The organism is Desulfococcus multivorans, from assembly GCF_001854245.1.
GTDB lineage: Bacteria > Desulfobacterota > Desulfobacteria > Desulfobacterales > Desulfococcaceae > Desulfococcus > Desulfococcus multivorans.
The window spans coordinates 3297150-3314992 of sequence record NZ_CP015381.1; the positions used below are offsets into that span (position 1 = coordinate 3297150).

A 17843-nucleotide genomic window follows, 5' to 3' on the forward strand; every position below is an offset into this window, starting at 1 on the left:
GATATCAGTTCGTCTTGTAGGAATTATGCAAATTTATTACCATGTCCATGTCAGCTCGATGGTATCCATGAAGGCGATTTCGTCATTCGAACTCGCGGTTTCGGAATCCCAGATATCTTCGATTGCGTCGCCCGGATTGAACACGGCAATATTGTTGCCGACGCTGAAATGCGGACCGAATTGATATCGCAGCAGAAGGTCGAACTCCATGCCCACATCGCTGTCGACGTCGCGACCGAGCAATTCTTCCATTCCGTCGCTGGTATCAAACCAGAATTGCATGATCTGCGCTTGATAGGATAAATCACCGAACTTTCCTTTGGCGCCCAGCCCCAACATAATCAAGCCCGGCGCATCGCCGGAAGAAGAATTGCTGATACCGCCGTAGCCGGGTGTTTGCGCTATGCCCCTGGCTTTGGGAAGAAAGTTGAAATTCCCGCTGTAGAGATGAGTGCCCAGCGTAGGAACCAACCGATAGATAAAGGCGTTTTCCATACCGAAGGTGGGGGTGTAGCGTGAAATATCCGTGATGGAGTTGAATGCCTCGATGTCGTCATCGTTCGGATCGTCGTCTCCTTCCTCATATTTGAGGCCGATATAGGGCACAAACCGGGGATCCAGCTCGACTTCAACAGATCCATAGGCAGCAAGGGCACTGATGTCATAGCTCTGCCCTGTTCTATCATAGGTGTCTGTATCGCCTACGGCATAGGCGAGTTCCAGGCGCGGTGTGACAATGCCGATCTTGCCGTAAGCTTCGGCGCCGAAATAGTGCGTCTTGGCGTTGGCAGCCGGCTCATCGCTGTTATCGCTGTAGGCATAAAACGGCGATATGGCCATGGGCCCCCACTGGTATGTCAGTTTGAGGCTGTAGACTTGCCAGTCCAGATCGTCCGCATCCAAGGGGCCTATGGCCGCGCCCTTATCCATATTCTCGATTTTATCAAATATGGAAAGATAAAGGGCTTCCCAGGAAAAATTTTCCCCCACCGTTCCGCTGAAGCCGACATAGGGATGATCGTCCCCGTAGACCAGACCGCCGGTTTGAATATCCAGGGCTTTCGTATTCCATCCGGTCAGGATGCCGAATGGACCGAAATTGTAAGTGAAATTCAATTTTTCGATACCGAAATCCTCGCCGGTCATTCCGGAATCGACCGGGGAGGTATTGTCGGCGCCCCGATCGCCGTTATCTTTGTTGAGATTGAAATCCGCCTCCAGAATGATCATGAAATCCCAGTTTTCACCCTTGCCCAACCATCCGATACGGGCCTCGTTGCGGATGGAAAAGTCGGACATCGCGCCATTCTCATCTAAAATATAATCTCGGTTGGTGTCGTCGCTGTTGAAGTCCACATCGCTCAAAAATGTCGGAAAGGTCTTTAGGCTACCCATGAACTGTACGTCAATATCGCCGCTTTTGAGGGACATGGTTCCCATTTCAGCCCAGAGCGGAGATGAGGCAAGACATAGTCCTAAAAAAACCATGATTCCCATTTTCCATCGCCTTGTCATTTGGCTCATGCTGTTTTCTCCTCCCATTTGAATTGTTATGATTGAACATCCTATAAGAAAACCGGTTTCACCTCCTTTCCATACGGATTCGGAATCATACATATGGGTTCTTCCGGGCAAATTCGTGGAAAATGCCCGCTATCGTGACCTCAACAAGTATCAGATCGCTTTATTGGAAAAAATCTTGTTTTTTCGTGTTGCCTTATACCAGATGGGATATGGGATTATCAATCAAAATTAACTTCTCCATGAAAAAATTAATCTTGATGCACTCGTAAAAAGTTCACAACAATTATCTGCCTGTAATTATATTGAATAACGTTTTTCAGCTCTTGCGCTTTTCTGCGGCATGTGGTATAAAAGCCAAAAATAATCAGAATGTTAAGGGCAAGCCGATGATCAAAGTAAAAAACCCGAATCAGCTTCACATTTTCGACCCCTGGGATTTTTTGACGCCCAAACGGCGGCAAATGCTCGACACGGGATGGCCGGGTCTGTTTCGTGAGGTCGTTCTCCCGACGATTCCCGTGAGCGAGGTCTTCGAGCATTTCAGCAGTTCATTCGGAAGACCCACCAAGGAGCTTTTCTCCACGCTCGGGGCGCTCATTCTGCAGCAGGCTTTCGACTTTACAGACGAAGAAACGGTGCAGCAGTTTGCCTTCAACATCCAATGGCATTATGCCCTGAACATCAGCGAAGAGTCTGACGACGCCAAATACATTTCGCCCAAAACGTTATGGAACAGTCGCAACATCATATCGCAAAACGGGCTGGAAGATGCCATATTCAGTGCCGCTACGAAAAAACTGGCCGAGGTGTTCAAGGTCAATGTCGACCGGCAGCGGATCGATTCGGTGCACATCAAATCCAATATGCGGCGGCTGGGCCGGATCAGCATCTTTTCCAGAAGCATCCATAAATTTCTGGTCAACCTCAAACGGCATCACCCCGATGTTTTCGATCTCGTCGACAGGAAGCTTGCCGATAAATACCTCGCCAAAAAGGAGTTGGACTGCTTTTCCAGGGTCAAGCCCTCCGAATCCCGAAAGACATTGTCGGAGACGGCCGGGGACCTGTTCGATCTGGTTCGGCAGTTCAGGCAGTCCGATGATATCGCCGGCATGTACACGTTCAAACTGCTCGAAAGAGTCCTCGAAGAACACTGCAATCTGACCGGCGACCCGAATCATCCCGTCGAACTCAAAGCGCCGAAGGCGATTCCCGCAAGCTCGCTGCAAAATCCCTCGGATCCGGACGCTTCCTACAGCGGGCACAAAGGCCAGGGATACCAGGTCCAGGTGATGGAAACCTTCCGCAAGGGTGAGCAGGATAAGGATGATCAGGATCAGAAAACGCCCTTCAATCTGATCACCCATGTGGCGGTGGAGCCGGCCCATAACAGTGACGTCAATGCCCTGGTCCCGGCCATCGAATCGAGCGCGGAAAAAGGCCTCAAGCCCAGAGAGGTGACCGCGGACGCGCTTTACGGCAGCGACGATAATCTCGAAAAGGCCCAGGGCCGAGACGTCGAACTGATCGCCCCGGCCATGGGAAGCACCCAAAAAGAGAAGCTGAGCCTTTCCGATTTTCAGATTTCAGACAAGGGTGCCATAACGGCCTGCCCGATGGGGCATGCGCCGGCATCATCGAGAAGGAAGAAACAGACCAGCGTCGGTTTTTCAGCGGATCACTGCGAAAACTGTCCCATGCTCCCGAACTGCCCGGTCAAGAAGGGAAAGAAGCTTTTCTATGTCCGATTCAGCGAGAAGGCGCTCCGGCTTGCCAAACGCCGGGCATATGAACGAACCGACGCGTTCAGGGACCGGTACCGGTGGCGTGCCGGCGTGGAGGCGACCATGTCGGAATACGACAGGAGAACCGGGGTGAAGCACCTTCGGGTTCGCGGTCTGAAAGCCGTAAAGTACAGTGCGGTCCTGAAGGCCCTGGCGATCAACATCTTTCGTGCAGCCGCCGCCGGGCTGGGCGGGGTGCGCCCAAAAGCACCGCTTTCCACCGTACTGACGGCCTGTTCGCTGCTGATTCTCGCCGCAAGAAGCCTGTTTTGCGATTTTCAAAGAGCGATTTCTATTATTGGGCCAAAAAAGGCCCGTCATTCAGGTTGGAACCGCAGCGGCAGTCTGATTGCCGTATAGGCGGTTCCGGGGTTTTTACGGGACCATCAATCTTAACGTTTAAATAATATTCAGATAATATATAAACGTAATTTATATTCCCGCAGATAAAAATTACAGACAGAATACGAGCGGATATGGACATTCCTGCGAAGCCTTCATTGCGGTAGAAGTCCGGCAGGTGGAACAATCCGACGACAATGCACGATGGTATACGCCGCTTCAACCGAAAAGAGGCCGCCGACACATAACACCCTCTCTATCAGCTGTATTATCGACCGGGCTGGACTGTGGCGGTGGATCCGGGTTTTCAGGATCGACTTGACAAAGGAAAACAGCGAAAGATATTTGTAACTATTCAGCAAAAAACTTAAAATTGACGCATTTTTTTCTTGACAGGCCTTTTCGTGAAAATTTGAATTTTCTTTTAGAAGTTCAGAACAGCCTATTTTTGAGGCATCAGGCTTAAGCAAAGAGTCCCTGGATCGAGAATCTTAGGCGATAGTCCCTGACCCTGACAAGAAAAATAAAATCCGATAAAATGGAACGTCGAGCGAAAAAACCCGTTCAAAAAACCTGTGTTATAGTAACTTCATTCAGGCTCAGAATTTCCGAGGTGATGAGTGAAGTTAAACGCAATAGATGTCGAAGAAACGGTCAAAAATACAAGGCGCTTGCTGGGCGAGGATCAAAACGTATCTCCTGCCCTGAAAGCAGCCGTCGAACTTTTGCTGCTTCTCGTGGCGCTATTGCTGAATCGTTTGGGGCTCAACAGCAGTAACAGCAGCAAACCGCCGGCATCTGATCCGAATCGGAAGAAGAAGGAAAAAGCTCCCGGCGCAAACAAGCGCGGCGGCCAACCCGGACACAACGGTACAACCCTGAAAAGGGTTGAAAAGCCTGATGTCATCAAGGACATCCCATTGGATCCCGCCACCTTGCCCAAAGGAAACTATAAGGAGGCGGGATATGACGCCAGACAGGTTATCGATATCGACATCTCGCAGATCGTAACAGAATACCGGGCACAAATTCTTGAGGATGCCAACGGCAAGCGATATACAGCCCCGTTCCCCGAGGGTGTGAATCGACCCGTTCAATACGGCATCAACCTAAAAGCCCATTCGGTCTATCTGTCCCAGTATCAGTTGATCCCGTATAATCGGATCGAAGAGACGTTTCTGGATCAGGCAGGAATCCCGGTCGGCGGCGGCTCGATTTTCAACTTCAATGAAGAGGCTTATGAAAAGCTTGAAGCCTTCGATGCGATAGCAAGGTCAAAGCTGATCAACTCCGACGTCTGCCATGCCGACGAAACCGGTATCAATATCGACGGAAAAAGACGCTGGCTCCATTGTGTTTCCAATGACGACTGGACCTATTTCCTTCCTCATGAAAAAAGAGGGGTTGATGCAATGAATGAAATGGGAATCCTGCCCAATTTTCATGGGATACTTTGCCACGACCACTGGAAGCCGTATTTCAAGTTCGACTGCGAGCACGCCTTGTGCAACGCTCACCATCTGCGGGAATTGCAAAGAGCATGGGAGCAGGACCATCAGGAGTGGGCGAGGGATACCAGGGCATTGCTTCTGGAGATTAACAAGGCAGTGGATGATGCCGGAGGTCAGCTGACTCCGGGAGCCTCACTGGAATTCAGACTCCGGTACAGGAAGCTGCTGGAAGAAGCCCAAAAGGAGTGTCCGCCACCGGATGAAAGCCAAAAAAATGGAAAGCGGGGTCGCCTCAAACGATCAAAGGCAAGAAACCTTCTTGAGCGGCTCATCGATTACGAAAATGAGACGCTCCGATTCATGGACGACGAGAGAGTTCCTTTCACCAACAATCAAGGTGAAAACGATATCCGGATGACCAAGGTCCAGCAAAAGATATCGGGATGCTTTCGTTCCATGAAAGGTGCGGCTATTTTCTGCCGTGTAAGAAGTTATCTTTCAACATGCAGAAAGCATGGCGTGAGGGCAAGCATTGCATTACGCCTTTTGTTTGAGGGCAAACTGCCCGACTTCCTGAACGAGTAGATTCGACTGTCAAAGAACACGATCTCCTTTAAACTTCAAGGAGCCGGTAAAACCGGGCTGAATAGTTACAGATATTTTTAATATACTCAACTTTCGACTTTCATGATGGTAACCGGAAATAGGTGCCGGGAGGATACGGTCCGCGCCCCTTCAGCGGTGAGTTTTAGTGCCGCTTAAGCGCCGCGGAGGATCAGCGGCCCGGACTGTTTGAGCGCAGCGAGTTTCCGGGCCGCCCGGAGCAAGCTTTAGCGGCACTTGAACGAAACCGCGTGGGGCGTGGGCCGTATCCTCCCGGCACCGGCCTGTGAAAGTCGAAAGTTGAGTAATATATTTCCAGTGCAACACAGTCTGATGAGAAGCTGCATGTGCGTTCTTGCGAAGTGAGTCTTCCGAAATTTACAAATTCGGTATCTGGAATGCGGATTGATCCCATGTTCAAACAATACGCCCTATTCAAAAAGAATGATCTTTGCAGGCGTCGGCGGAGGATGTATGCACAACTGGAATGTTATTATAACGGTTCATGAGGGTGGGTTCGTGGCAGCCTGCGAATTGCTTGAACAATATGGACGGATCTCCAAAACCGGATTTTTCAATGTTCTGGTGATGAGAACAGACGATCCGAGGGAACTGATGGAATGGCTGAAAGCGCAGTTCGAGGCCAATCCCGCCATTGGGTCTTTTCTGAATCGTCTGATTCCTGTCGAACACGTCTTCAGTTTTCAGACAACCGCCGATTTCAGGATTAAAATCATACCCATCGTTGAGCCGTACATTTCCCGTTTAATGGACAAGACATTTTACGTACGTATGCATCGCCGTGGCTTCAAGGGGCGACTCTCCAGCATGGAAGAGGAGAGATGGCTGGACGGCTATCTGCACGAGTGTATCCTCAAGGCCGGCGGCGACGGAAGGATTTCGTTTGAGAACCCGGATGCGGTTCTATCCGTTGAAACAATCGCTCAACATGTCGGTGTCGGTCTCTGGTTGCGCGATGACATAGACCGATATCCGTTTCTGCGGTTCGATTGAAAGGAGGAAATCTCATGATGATTCCACTGCAGATCACGGCACGTGATTTCGACTTGACAGAACCCATTGAAACCCTGATCCGGGAAAAAGCTGAAAAACTGGACCAGCTGTACGATCGGATTACACGCTGCAGGGTCATTCTGGAAGCCCCGCATCGACGTCAACAAAAAGGTATTCTGTATAATGTCCACATCGAAATTTCGGTTCCCGGCAAGGAAATTGTCATCAAGAAAGAAGCCCATGAAGATCTGTATGTTGCCGTCGGGAATGCATTTGAAACGGCAGGGCGGCGACTACTGGAGTATACCAGCCGTCAACGTGGTGAGGTGAAATTTCATGAAGAGGTGCCCAGCGCCCGCATCACCCAAATTTTCCCACAAATGGATTACGGCATCCTGACCACCCCCGGAAACCGCGACATCTATTTCCATCGCAACAGCGTGCTTGACGGGAATTTCAATGATCTGGAGATCGGAATGCAAGTCCATTTTGTTGAAGAATCAGGGGACCAAGGTCCCCAGGCCAGCACCGTCAGAGTATTGAAAAAGTAGTCGGGTTCATTGGGCATCGCCGGAACCTCCGATTTATTGCCGTTCCGCCTCGAATGTCTCGCGGCGCTATCCGCAAAATATCCATGCCGGAAAGGCGCCGTGGAATATGAAACCCGAGAACAGCATACCGTTTACTTTCGTTTTTTCATAGGAACAATTCCGTCTTCAGCCAGATATGCATGGATGTTTTCCGGGGAAAAATTGATGATGTTCTTGGAAATCTTGTGGATCACGTATCCCTTCCGGTCCAACGTGTCAGTGTGGGGATACAAAAACCGGCGCATTCTCGCAGATACCGCAAGTATGATGGTGCGTGAATGTTCGGCCTTGGCAATCTTTTGAATCTGGTCGAAAACCGTGACGGCGAAACGACGTCTCAGTTCATCCAGGTGCTGATCCCGCTTGTCGTCGTAGCCATGGACGTTTCCGCCCCGAGGGGCGACGCCACGGCCGGTTTTCGAGTCCGAAAAGATCTCCTGGCCGTCTTTGAGCTCCTGATTTTCGAGCTCGGTTCGAAGCGTTATTCTGGGCCCGGATTCCAGTTCGGGAAATTCGACCGGTTCGAGTGTAAAAAAACGTGCCAATGAGCGATTGACCACTACGATGAGATGTTCACTCATAATGCTTATCTCCTTTCCCATTTAAAAGAATTCAAATCGCATCTATACCCTTAGACCTGTATTTCAGGACTGACGACGCTAATGGACTGTAATGGAGATACAAAGTGGACTGAAAACCCTTCGCCGCCATCCTTCAACCCGTCTATTCGATAGCGGCAACTTCGCTTTGGAGTATTCATGAACTCCGGCATGGCAGGGTATGTCTTGAAAAAGGCTCGACTACCCTCTATGTTATGATTCCAAACATTTTCGCGCTGGATATCTCACTGCTTGAAGTTTCTCGAGATTCCATGAAATGCTGCTCGACACCCTGATGATGTTCTATCTTTTTCAAACTTGTTTGATTCAGGATGTCCTGTTTCGGGCGTCACAAAAACCACTGTCGGCAGCGTCCCGTTCATCACCATAGGCACTATTTTAATATATGATGCTTTGTGTTTTATTTTCAAGAGGATTTCTTTCTAAAGATTGCAGGTGAGGTGATATGGACACATTCAAAGTATTTCCCGACAACATCATCACGGATTCGGGGCCGGTGTCGCGCGAATTCCTGAATCTGGACATCGGCACCTTCACGGCGGCGTGCCGCTTCGTTCACGAATTGCCCTATGGATACAATTCCGATCGGGACGACCTGATGATTCTGTTCAAGGAGCGTTTCGGCTCCTGCACCACGAAACACGCCGTCATCGCCACCCTGGCCGAAGAGTTGGGGCTGCCCATCCATAAGGCGGTCGGCATATACGCCATGAACGAGGAGATCGTCGCCGGTGCAGACGCCATTCTCAAGAAGTACGGCCTGCCCTATCTCCCCATGCTGCACTGTTTTCTGGCCTACGGCGATCACAGGGTCGATCTGACCGAAGGCAACCGCAATGGAAAAAAGCGATCCATCGAAGAATTCCTCCATACGGAAAAGGTCATCCCCAACATATCGAAAAAAGAAGAATATCTCCTCTACCGAAACGCTCTCACCAATACCGTTTTGCGCCGAAAGGAGCTCGACGGAATCAATGTGAAACAGATCCTGCACGCGCGGGAAGAAGGGCTTGCCCTGCTGAAGGCCAACATCAGACAAGCATGATTCATTTTCTTCAAAAAGAAAGATTCGAAAAAAATGGGAGATTGGGTTCAGGCATGGATTCAGGTAAAAACCGCTCTTTCGGAGGCTTCGCAACTATTTTCAGAGGTCCTGCGCATATTGACCGAAGGCGTCCGGACATGGCAGCCGGCGCTGAAAAAATTGACATTGGTCATGTGCGGTGGCGGCCTGGGCGCGGCAAGCCGCTATGGCATCGGCTTGCTGTCGGTAAAACTCTGGGGCACCCATTTCCCCTGGGGCACCATGACGGTCAACCTCGTGGGGTGTTTTTTTATCGGGCTGATTTTTGCGCTCGCGGATCGCACCCGACTGCTGACCCCGGACATGCGCCTGATGATCATTACCGGATACCTGGGCGCACTGACGACGTTTTCCGCCTTCTCCCTGGAAACCGTCAACGCCGGTCGCGCCGGGTTGACGCTGCAGCCAGTGGTCAATATCCTGATCAACAACATGGGCGGCATGGCGCTCACTTTTCTCGGCTTGTGGATGGGCGGCTCACGATAGGAGGGCGTGATGCTGAATTATAAGGCGATTGAAATTTTTACCAGTGAATCGGCACGGTATGGAAACACGCCGTTGACGGACGCCGTCATGTCGCTTCTCCGCGATCTGAAAATCGCGGCCCGATGCGTCGTCACCCGAGGGATTTCGGGTCTTTATGAAAACGGAGAATTGGCAACCAGCCGATTGGAGATCCTTTCCTTCAATATGCCGATCCGGATTTGTATCGTGGTTCCGGCCGCGGAAACCGACCGGGTCCTGGATGGACTGGACGGCATGATCGACGAGGGCATCCTCGCCCTGCACGACATGACGGTGCTCAGCCACAGAACGCACAGCGCATTTTTCCCGCCTCAGCTCATGGTTCGCGATGTCATGACGCCTGAACCACACAGTGTCAAGGCCGAAACCAACCTGCGGGAAATCACCCAACTGCTGCTCTCCTCGGTCTTCACCGGGCTGCCCGTGGTCGATGAACATCACCGGCCCGTCGGCGTAATCACTCAGGGGGATCTGATCCGAAAAGGCGGGCTCCCGTTGCGGTTGGGCCTGTTGGCGGAATCCGATCGGAACCGCCTGGAATCGGTCTTGAATCACATGGCTTCCCGACACGCCGGAGAGGTGATGACGACCCCGGCCGTCACGATTTGCGAGAATCGGTCATTGATCGACGCCGTGGACCTGATGCTGACAAGCGGCGTCAAGCGCGTTCCCGTGGTGGATGAGTCCGGGCGTCTGACAGGTATGCTTTCCCGGCTGGACATCTTCCGGACGGTCATGCGCGAGGCGCCTGACTGGAACGCTTTTCGGGCGCAGGAGATCGAGGTGAGCAACCTGAGGTACGTGGCCGACATCCTGCGCCAGGATACGCCCGTCGTTTCTCCGGAAACCCCCATAGACGAGGTGATCCGCATCATCGACCGTAATGACATTCAGCGGGTGGTCGTGGTCGATGCCGAGGGCAGGCTGCTGGGCTTGATCTCGGATCGCGATCTGCTGCGCTTCTTCAAGCCGGAGCAGGATGGCGTCTGGCATCTCCTGGCCAGGGTGAAACACCCCTTCCAACAGGATGCCTGCCGGCTGGGGGACCTGCAGCGGTGCCTGACCGAAACCACCGCCGCTGCGGTCATGACCACGGGGTTGATCACGGCTCGTGAAGAAATGCTGATCGAAGATGCCGTCCGGCTGATGACGGACAAAGCGCTGAAACGGTTGCCGGTTGTCGACGCCGACGGCCGATTCAAGGGCATGATCAGCCGGGCTTCACTACTCCGCGCCGGTTTTCGCGGACCGGCCATGAGAGGGAACGACCATGTTGCCGTTTAAACAGGAGACATTTTTTTCGCGGATTCTACTGCCCAGCGGCGATATTGCCGAACGCCCCATCGAAATCCGCACCCACCCCATTACGGGCCGCACCTGCAGAATCACTTACAGCCGCGGTGAAGAACAGGAACCCGGCGCCGAATCCCTCCCTGAACCGCCCCCTTTCGCTCAAAACCGGGACGCATGCCCCTTCTGTCGGGCGCGACTCGCCGACCGGACGCCCCGATTCCCGCCGGAAGTGTGGTCCCAGGGGCGCATGGTCCGGGGTTCCTCGATCCTTTTCCCCAACCTCTTTCCTTATGGCCGGTATTCTGCGGTCAGCCTTTTCGACGATCAACACTTTGTCGAGATCGGCACGGCTCGCCTGGAAGCCTACGCGGATTCATTTCTCAACTGCCGGGACTATCTGATGCAGATCCTCAGCCACGACTCCGCCGCGGTGTTCATGGCCGTTACCCAGAATCATCTGCCCTCGGCCGGCGGGTCCCTGCTCCACCCCCATCTGCAGGTACAGGCCGACCGAACGCCCGCCAACCATCAGCGCTTTTTGCAGTCCCGCGCTCACGGCCACCGGCGGCAATTCGGCACGCGTCTCTTCAGCGATTATCTGGCGATGGAAAAGCAGGCCGGCCGGCGATGGATTGGTGCCACCGGCTCCTGGCAATGGCTGGCCGCGTTCGCGCCCGAAGGCTTTTTCGAAATCTGGGGGATCCTGCCGGACATCACCACCTTGCGGAACACCACGGAAGCGCATTGGCAAACCCTGGCCCAGGGTGTCCTGAACGTTCAGAACTTTTACCGCAGTCTCGGTCGGAACGGTTACAATCTCGGCCTGCTGTTTCTGGAAGACGGTTCGGACGATCTGGAGCTGCGGGTGATTCTCAGGGTCCGCAGCAATTATGCACCGTGGGTGCGCAGCGATTTTACCGGCTTCGAGGTGATGCTGGGCGACATGGCCACGTTTTCGGCGCCGGAAGCGACGGCTGAAACAGCGCGTGCGTTTTGGAGGGAGGCCCCGCGTTTTTCGTGATCTTTTCCAGGCTGACGGTCTATACCGTGGTCGGCGCTGCTCTGAAAGATAGATCAAGAGGATGCCGACCGGCATCATTGTTTTTACGCCACTGGGATAGACTGCCGACATTCTCGGACGGCAGGACCGGTTTCCTTGAGACCGCTCCGTCGACGAAGTTTATTATTGGGAAAGGCCTCATAACCCATGTTATTGTCAATCCGTGTTACAAAAGTTATCCGCAGGGTGAAATTTATGTTGTCATCAGCCGACAAATGTGCACATTGAATAGCTGCGAAATGCTGATTCTATCACCACCATGAAAGCCGGAATTGAATATCAGATTGGATGACTGCGGCGACCGGCCCGGACCACCGTCGTCGGCATCATGGATCTTCGGATTCGCTGTTGCATGGCCAAACGGGTAGTCGGGACATGAAATGAGTGATTCAGACATCGGGAATTTAAGCGCATCGGAAAAGACAGCCCCTTTAAAAATGAATAAATATCTCTGGACTCTTATTCTCGGCGGCATGTGCCTCTGGGGATTGGCGACTGTTTTCCCGGGCGGCGGTTTCTTGATCGAACATCCGGGAGAGGGCAATGGATTTCAATGGTACCATGCCGTCGTACTCGGCATTGTTGAGGGCGTGACCGAATACCTTCCCGTCAGTTCCACCGGACATCTCCTGCTTGTCCAGCATTTCATGGGACTGACCGCCACCAAAACCGGCAAAGCCGCAGCCGACGCATATGCCGTGATCATCCAGATCGGCGCGATTCTCGCGGTGCTCAGCCTGTACCGCAGACGATCCGGCCGTATCGCTCTGGGTCTCATAGGGCGCGACCCCGAAGGGCTGCGCCTGGCCGTCATGCTGGTGATCAGCTTCATCCCGGCGGCAGTCGTCGGTTTATGTCTCGGCGACCGGATCAAGGCACACCTCTTCGGGCCCTGGCCTATTGCCATCGGATGGCTCGTGGGCGGTATCGTCATCCTCATGATGCCGAACCTGCAAAACCGGTCGAAACAGATATCCATCGAGAATATCCAGTGGCGTCAGGCGCTCGCCATCGGCCTGTTTCAGGTCTTCGCCCTGTGGCCGGGCATCAGCCGGAGCCTGGCCACCATCATCGGCGGTATCGTCGCGGGGATGGGGCTTGTCGCGGCAGTGGAATTCAGCTTCCTGCTGGGGCTGATCACGCTCGGTGCCGCCACCGTCTATGAAATGGCGGGGTATGGCCTCCTTGTGGTGGCCGAATATGGGGTTACCCTGCCGCTGGTCGGCATTATCTGCTCGTTTGCAGCCGCATGGGTGTCGGTCAAGTGGCTCGTGGCCTACCTCCATCAGCGGGGGCTCGCCCTCTTCGGGTATTACCGCATTCTGCTGGCGGCCGTGACCGGGATACTTCTGTTCTGCGGTATTTTATAAGTTTTATAAGAAGCCGGGAACATTCCTCGCCAAGTCCATCCCGAGCGGCACAGAACCCACGCCGCGCCGGCTCTCCGGGACCAGGGACGTAATGTCGCAAAAATCTGCTCTCGAATTGCCTGACGTGTTCCGGGGATTATCCACAGGTCCTCCTTCTTCAGCCATCGCTTTGACCGAGATCGTAAAAGACCCCGAAGCCCCGGAACGCCGATGCGGTCACGGCCATACCCCGGGAGGTCAAGGTGTCTCCCCTCTTCGGATCCGTCACAGGGACCTGAGAGGGCGCTTCGGCACCCGGAGTCGACGGAAAAAGAGGCCGATGTCATCCATCAAGGAATAAACCACTGGCGTGACGACCAGGGTCATGACCGTGCCGATGATCAGACCGAACCCGGCCGCCGTGCCCAGGGGCGACATCCGCTCCAGGCCCACGGCGGTTTCGTAGATGATGGGCAGCATCCCCACAAAGGTGGAGATGGTGGTCATGAGCACGGGCCGCAGCCGCAGCCGCACCGACGCCTCGAGAGCGCTTGCCCGGTCCATGCCGTCTGCCCGGGCCTGCTGAATGAAATCGATGAGAAAGATGGAATTGTTGATGATGATCCCGGCCAGAAGAAGGATACCCATCATGGCCGGCATGCACATGGGCTTTCCATAGAACAGAAGCCCCCACAAGGAACCCATCACCGCCAGGGGAATGGCCACGAGGATGGGGATGGGCAGCAGGAAGGAACGGAAAATGCCCACCAACAGGACCACCAGGAAAACCAGGCCGATGCCCACGGCTTCCAGGATCCGGCCCATGCTGTCCTTCATTTCCGCGGCCGTGCCGCTCACGACCAAACCGTAGCCGCCGGGCCAGTCCATGCCGGACAGCCGCCCGGCGGTCTCTTCCAGCACCTGGGAAATCCGGCGGGTCCGGTTGTATCCTGTAAGATCCAGGGTATTCTGCAGATTTTCCCGCGTGATGATGGTCTGGCCCTGGTTGTCGGAAACCGATGCCAAGGCGCGCAGCGGGATTTTTCCGTTTGGGGTGTCAATGTCGATATCGGCCAGATGCGCCGAATCCGACACCCACACTTCGTCCAGGGAAACCCGGATGGGAACATCCAGAAATCCTTTGAGACGGAACCCCGATGCCGGAATCCCGTCGATAGCCGCCTGCATCTGCCGGGCCACATCCGCCGGAGTGATACCGTAGCGCCGGGCCATCCAGGCATCGACGGTGATGTTGACCTCCGGTTTGTCCGGCCACCAGGTGCGGGTCAGGTCCACCAGCCCGGAGGTGCCCTCGAGGCGTTTTTCGAGCTCCCTGGCCAGGCTCTGCAGCACCCGACTATCCCGACCGTGGATGACCAGGTCGATGGGCGCCCGGGAGGTGGACATGGGCGTGGCCCCGAACTCATAAACCTGCAAAGAGCGGATTCCCGGCATGCCCGCCAGCTCGGCACGCCAGTGGTCCCCGATCTCCCAGATGCTCTCGTCCCGCTGATCCCGGGTGTCGAGGGTGACGGTGATCTGGGCGGTCTGGAGGGTCTGACCGCCGCCGCCAAAGGAAATCTCCCCGGGTTCGGAACCCACCACAGAAGAAATCATGCGAACCGAGGAGGTCTTTCGAAGGATCGCTTCCACGGCGACAAGCCGGTTTTCCATTTCCACAATGGCGGTCGCCGGCGGCATTTCAAAAAAAACCTTGGCGATGCCGGTATCCATGGGCGGCATCAACTCCCGGCCGATCAGCGGAACCACGATCCTGACGGTCAGCACCAGGGCGACCACGGCCAGGACCAGTGCCGTGACGCGCCATTTCAGCGCCGTTTTCAGCAACCGGACATAGACGTCGGCCAGGGCGGCCACCGGCCGGTCAAAGGGTCGCACCAGGCGTTCCAGCCGATTGGGCTTCCAGTCGGGGCGGATCAGCCTCCGTGCGATCAACGGCACGACAAACACCGCCGACAGCAGGGAACCCACCAGGGCCAGGGAGAGGGTGATCGTAAACTGGCGGAGCACCTTTTCCACATACCCGCCGGCAAACATGATGGGAATCAGCATGGCCACGGTGGTGAGCATTCCCGCGGCGATCGCCGTCAGGATCTCGCCCACGGCGCCTTCCACCCGGTCCGAGATATTCCCCCCGCCTTCTGAGGAATCGAGATGTCGGTGGATGTTTTCCAGTACCACCACGGTGGCATCGACCACCATGCCGGTGGCGATGATCAGACCGGACAGGGTTACGATGTTGAGGGTGTATCCGGTAAATCCCAGAGCCGCCAGTCCGAACAGAAAAGACAGGGGAATGCTGACGAGCGCGATAAAAGCGGCCCGCAGATTTGCCAGGAAAACGAAAATAATCATTACGGTCAGGCCGACGGCCATGAACAGAGACTGGCGCATGCCCGTTGTATTGCGGTCGATGAGGGGCGCCTGGTCGTCGGTGATCTCGACATCAATGTCCGGCCACTGGGCTTGCATCCCGGGAAGCGCCGCCTTGACCGCAGCAATGGCGGCCATGGTGTCGCCCCCCTCGGCCCGCAGCACGTTGACGGCGACGGCGGCCCTGCCGTTGCCGTGGTAAAGGCTGCGGGGGTCCTGGATGCCCAGTGCCACGGTCCCCACGTCCGTCAGACGGATATAGGCTTCTTGCTTCCGTCCCACCACGACATTCTCAATATCCGCCAGATCCTTGAATTCGCCGAGGGTTTTGACGAGGCGTTCGCCGTCGGGCCGGTACACGAGTCCGGCCGGGGCCGTAATGTTCTGCGCCCGGATGGCCGAACCCACCTGTTCCGGGTTCAATCCGTATGCCCGGAGCCGGTCCTTGTCGAGCCGGACATCGATCTGGAGCCGATTCCCCCCGAAGGTGTCCACATCCGCCACCCCCGGGAGACCCAGCAGAAAATCCTTGATGTCATTGTCGGCCAGAAGTCGAATCCGGGCCAGGTCCAGGGGGCTTCCGGAGCGGGGGAAAAGGGCCAGCGTCAGGATGGGGCGGGTCGCATCGGTGATCCGGTAGATCCGCGGCTCCATAATGTCGTCGGGAAGGTCTGCCCGGATGCGGGAAATGGCATTCTGGGTATCCACCACGGCCTCGCCCATGGGCTTTTCATAGAAGAATTCAGCGGTCACCGAGGATACCGCGTCCCGGGAGGTGGAAGAGATCTTTTTAAGGCCCGAGAGGCTGGAGAGTTCTTTTTCGATGACCTCGGTGATGCGCCGGCTTACATCGGCCGCGGCCGCGCCCGGCTCCACCGTGACCACCGCCACCTGGGGCGGGCTGGTGTCCGGGAAATATTCCACCGGCAGGGTCAAAAAAGCCTTCAGCCCCACCACAGCCGTCAGCAGGGCGCAGACGAGCATGAGCCAGGGATTGTTCAGCGCAAAGCGATGGGGCTTCACGAGGAGACCGCCATGCCGTTGCTGCGCCGGACCCATTGCAGATATTCGCCCACGGCCACGGACTCTCCGGCAGTCAAGTCTCCCTCGACAAGGGCCTGATCCCCATGCTGGAGCACCACCTGAACCGACACCTGTTTCAGGCGGCCGTCCCGGACCGCATACACGAGGTGCCCGCCCACGGGTGTCGGCACCAGGGCGGTTCGGGGCACCATCAGGCCCCGGTCGCGCTCCACCACCACCTCCAGAGGAATCAGCGTCCCCACCTTCAGTTGTTCAGGACATCGGCAGAAGAGATCGATCTCCGCACGAACGGTCTGGTCCGATTCCAGGGAGGGAAAGATCCGGGCCACGGTTTGGCTTCGCCCCGCTTCGGATACCGGAGCAGGCCAGTGGATCCGCACCGCCTGCCCGGAGCGGACCCATGTCAGATCCTCCTGAACCAGATCGAAGGCAAGCTGATAAGAAGAGACATCTATCATCTCAAAAATGGGTTTTCCCGGCATGGCCATGTCACCGACCTCGACATGGCGCTTCCGGAGAGTGGCGGCGGCGGCGGCCCGGATTTCGGTGTAGCTGAGGCGCGTCCGGGCTTCGGCAAGCCGGGCCTCGAGGCCGATGATTTCCTGTTCGGCGCTCCGGACGGCCTCATTCGCCTGGGTGCTTTTCCCGCGGGCCTCGTCCACCCGGTTCCGGCTGTCTTCGAGAGCCGAGGCGCTGATGCCTTTTTTCTCGAACAAACGCCGGTCCCGGTCATATTCCCGCTTCGCATAGGCCAGGTTGCTCCGGGCGGCGTCAGCCCCGGCCCGAGCACCGGCCAGCCGTGCTTGCGCAGCCTTGATGCCGGCTTCAACCGCAGAGATCTGCGCCCGGATGTCCCGGTCGTCCAGCCGCGCCAGAAGATCGCCCGCGGCAACCCGATCCCCCTCGTTCACCTTGATGGAGACGATGCGTGCAGTGATCTCAGGCGCGATTTCCGCCGCGGCAACGGCCTCCAGTCGGGCCAGATACCGCAAGGTTCGGGAAAGTTCTCCCTCGATGACATCCGCGGTTTCCACGGGCGCGGGCCGTGGCCGCCAGGCCGGCGCCGCCGCCTTCTCTCTTTTGGCTTTGTGCAAAATCATCGTCAGCCCCGCCACAATGGCGACAATGATAAGAACCGCTGCGATACGACCTGAAACGCGTTTCAT

At 55.5% G+C, this 17843-nt stretch carries 13 protein-coding genes; 9 read left to right on the forward strand and 4 right to left on the reverse strand.

What is annotated here, in order from left to right:
• Positions 1-36: 36 nt before the first annotated feature.
• Entirely contained in the window at positions 37-1524 is a 1488-nt protein-coding gene (locus tag dmul_RS14400; RefSeq protein ID WP_020877924.1) for a hypothetical protein, read from the reverse strand.
• A gap of 386 nt (positions 1525-1910) precedes the next feature.
• Between dmul_RS14400 and dmul_RS14410 the strand changes: the two genes are divergently transcribed.
• The 4 genes from dmul_RS14410 to dmul_RS14425 all read left to right on the forward strand — a co-directional run bounded on the left by dmul_RS14410 (position 1911) and on the right by dmul_RS14425 (position 7269).
• Positions 1911-3668 (forward strand): transposase, encoded by a 1758-nt coding sequence (locus dmul_RS14410; RefSeq protein ID WP_020877923.1) that lies wholly within the window; start codon positions 1911-1913, stop codon positions 3666-3668.
• Between the two features lie 602 nt (positions 3669-4270).
• Complete coding sequence (gene tnpC, locus dmul_RS14415) at positions 4271-5686, forward strand: IS66 family transposase (protein WP_020877353.1); 1416 nt, start codon at positions 4271-4273, stop codon at positions 5684-5686.
• A 492-nt stretch (positions 5687-6178) separates the two neighbouring features.
• Positions 6179-6718: a THUMP domain-containing protein gene (locus dmul_RS14420; protein WP_020878689.1), complete on the forward strand. Its 540-nt coding sequence runs from the start codon at positions 6179-6181 to the stop codon at positions 6716-6718.
• A gap of 14 nt (positions 6719-6732) precedes the next feature.
• A complete protein-coding gene (locus dmul_RS14425) occupies positions 6733-7269 on the forward strand; it encodes an HPF/RaiA family ribosome-associated protein (RefSeq protein ID WP_020878690.1) in 537 nt (178 codons plus the stop codon).
• Between the two features lie 131 nt (positions 7270-7400).
• Here dmul_RS14425 and dmul_RS14430 read toward each other — a convergent pair whose 3' ends face one another.
• Positions 7401-7889 carry a host attachment protein gene (locus dmul_RS14430; RefSeq protein ID WP_020878691.1) on the reverse strand — a complete coding sequence of 163 codons (489 nt, stop codon included), beginning with the start codon at positions 7887-7889 and terminating at the stop codon, positions 7401-7403.
• 484 nt (positions 7890-8373) lie between these two features.
• Here dmul_RS14430 and dmul_RS14435 point away from each other — a divergent pair, with 484 nt between their 5' ends.
• From dmul_RS14435 to dmul_RS14455, 5 genes are all read left to right on the forward strand, one after another.
• Positions 8374-8973 (forward strand): hypothetical protein, encoded by a 600-nt coding sequence (locus dmul_RS14435; protein WP_020878692.1) that lies wholly within the window; start codon positions 8374-8376, stop codon positions 8971-8973.
• 33 nt (positions 8974-9006) lie between these two features.
• Positions 9007-9498 carry a fluoride efflux transporter CrcB gene (gene crcB, locus dmul_RS14440; RefSeq protein ID WP_020878693.1) on the forward strand — a complete coding sequence of 164 codons (492 nt, stop codon included), beginning with the start codon at positions 9007-9009 and terminating at the stop codon, positions 9496-9498.
• A 9-nt stretch (positions 9499-9507) separates the two neighbouring features.
• The gene (locus dmul_RS14445) at positions 9508-10821 is read left to right on the forward strand and encodes a DUF190 domain-containing protein (RefSeq protein WP_020878694.1); all 1314 of its coding nucleotides are present in this window, start codon (positions 9508-9510) and stop codon (positions 10819-10821) included.
• Positions 10808-11851: a galactose-1-phosphate uridylyltransferase gene (locus dmul_RS14450; protein ID WP_020878695.1), complete on the forward strand. Its 1044-nt coding sequence runs from the start codon at positions 10808-10810 to the stop codon at positions 11849-11851. The genes dmul_RS14445 and dmul_RS14450 overlap by 14 nt, the downstream gene beginning before the upstream one ends.
• Before the next feature lie 476 nt (positions 11852-12327).
• Positions 12328-13260, forward strand: coding sequence for an undecaprenyl-diphosphate phosphatase (locus tag dmul_RS14455; RefSeq protein WP_052018616.1), 933 nt, complete (start codon positions 12328-12330; stop codon positions 13258-13260).
• A 264-nt stretch (positions 13261-13524) separates the two neighbouring features.
• Here dmul_RS14455 and dmul_RS14460 read toward each other — a convergent pair whose 3' ends face one another.
• Together dmul_RS14460 and dmul_RS14465 are read right to left on the reverse strand one after the other, a co-directional pair.
• Positions 13525-16656: an efflux RND transporter permease subunit gene (locus tag dmul_RS14460; protein ID WP_020878697.1), complete on the reverse strand. Its 3132-nt coding sequence runs from the start codon at positions 16654-16656 to the stop codon at positions 13525-13527.
• On the reverse strand, positions 16653-17843 hold the full coding sequence (locus dmul_RS14465; protein WP_020878698.1) for an efflux RND transporter periplasmic adaptor subunit: 1191 nt from the start codon (positions 17841-17843) through the stop codon (positions 16653-16655). The genes dmul_RS14460 and dmul_RS14465 overlap by 4 nt, the downstream gene beginning before the upstream one ends.

Coding starts and splice junctions, on each gene's coding strand:
- crcB (WP_020878693.1), top strand. CDS start 9,007: ATGGGAGATTGGGTTCAGGCATGGATTCAGGTAAAAACCGCTCTTTCG.
- dmul_RS14435 (WP_020878692.1), top strand. CDS start 8,374: ATGGACACATTCAAAGTATTTCCCGACAACATCATCACGGATTCGGGG.
- dmul_RS14455 (WP_052018616.1), top strand. CDS start 12,328: ATGAATAAATATCTCTGGACTCTTATTCTCGGCGGCATGTGCCTCTGG.
- dmul_RS14410 (WP_020877923.1), top strand. CDS start 1,911: ATGATCAAAGTAAAAAACCCGAATCAGCTTCACATTTTCGACCCCTGG.
- dmul_RS14450 (WP_020878695.1), top strand. CDS start 10,808: ATGTTGCCGTTTAAACAGGAGACATTTTTTTCGCGGATTCTACTGCCC.
- dmul_RS14430 (WP_020878691.1), bottom strand. CDS start 7,889: ATGAGTGAACATCTCATCGTAGTGGTCAATCGCTCATTGGCACGTTTT.
- dmul_RS14465 (WP_020878698.1), bottom strand. CDS start 17,843: ATGAAACGCGTTTCAGGTCGTATCGCAGCGGTTCTTATCATTGTCGCC.
- dmul_RS14425 (WP_020878690.1), top strand. CDS start 6,733: ATGATGATTCCACTGCAGATCACGGCACGTGATTTCGACTTGACAGAA.
- dmul_RS14420 (WP_020878689.1), top strand. CDS start 6,179: ATGCACAACTGGAATGTTATTATAACGGTTCATGAGGGTGGGTTCGTG.
- dmul_RS14400 (WP_020877924.1), bottom strand. CDS start 1,524: ATGAGCCAAATGACAAGGCGATGGAAAATGGGAATCATGGTTTTTTTA.
- dmul_RS14445 (WP_020878694.1), top strand. CDS start 9,508: ATGCTGAATTATAAGGCGATTGAAATTTTTACCAGTGAATCGGCACGG.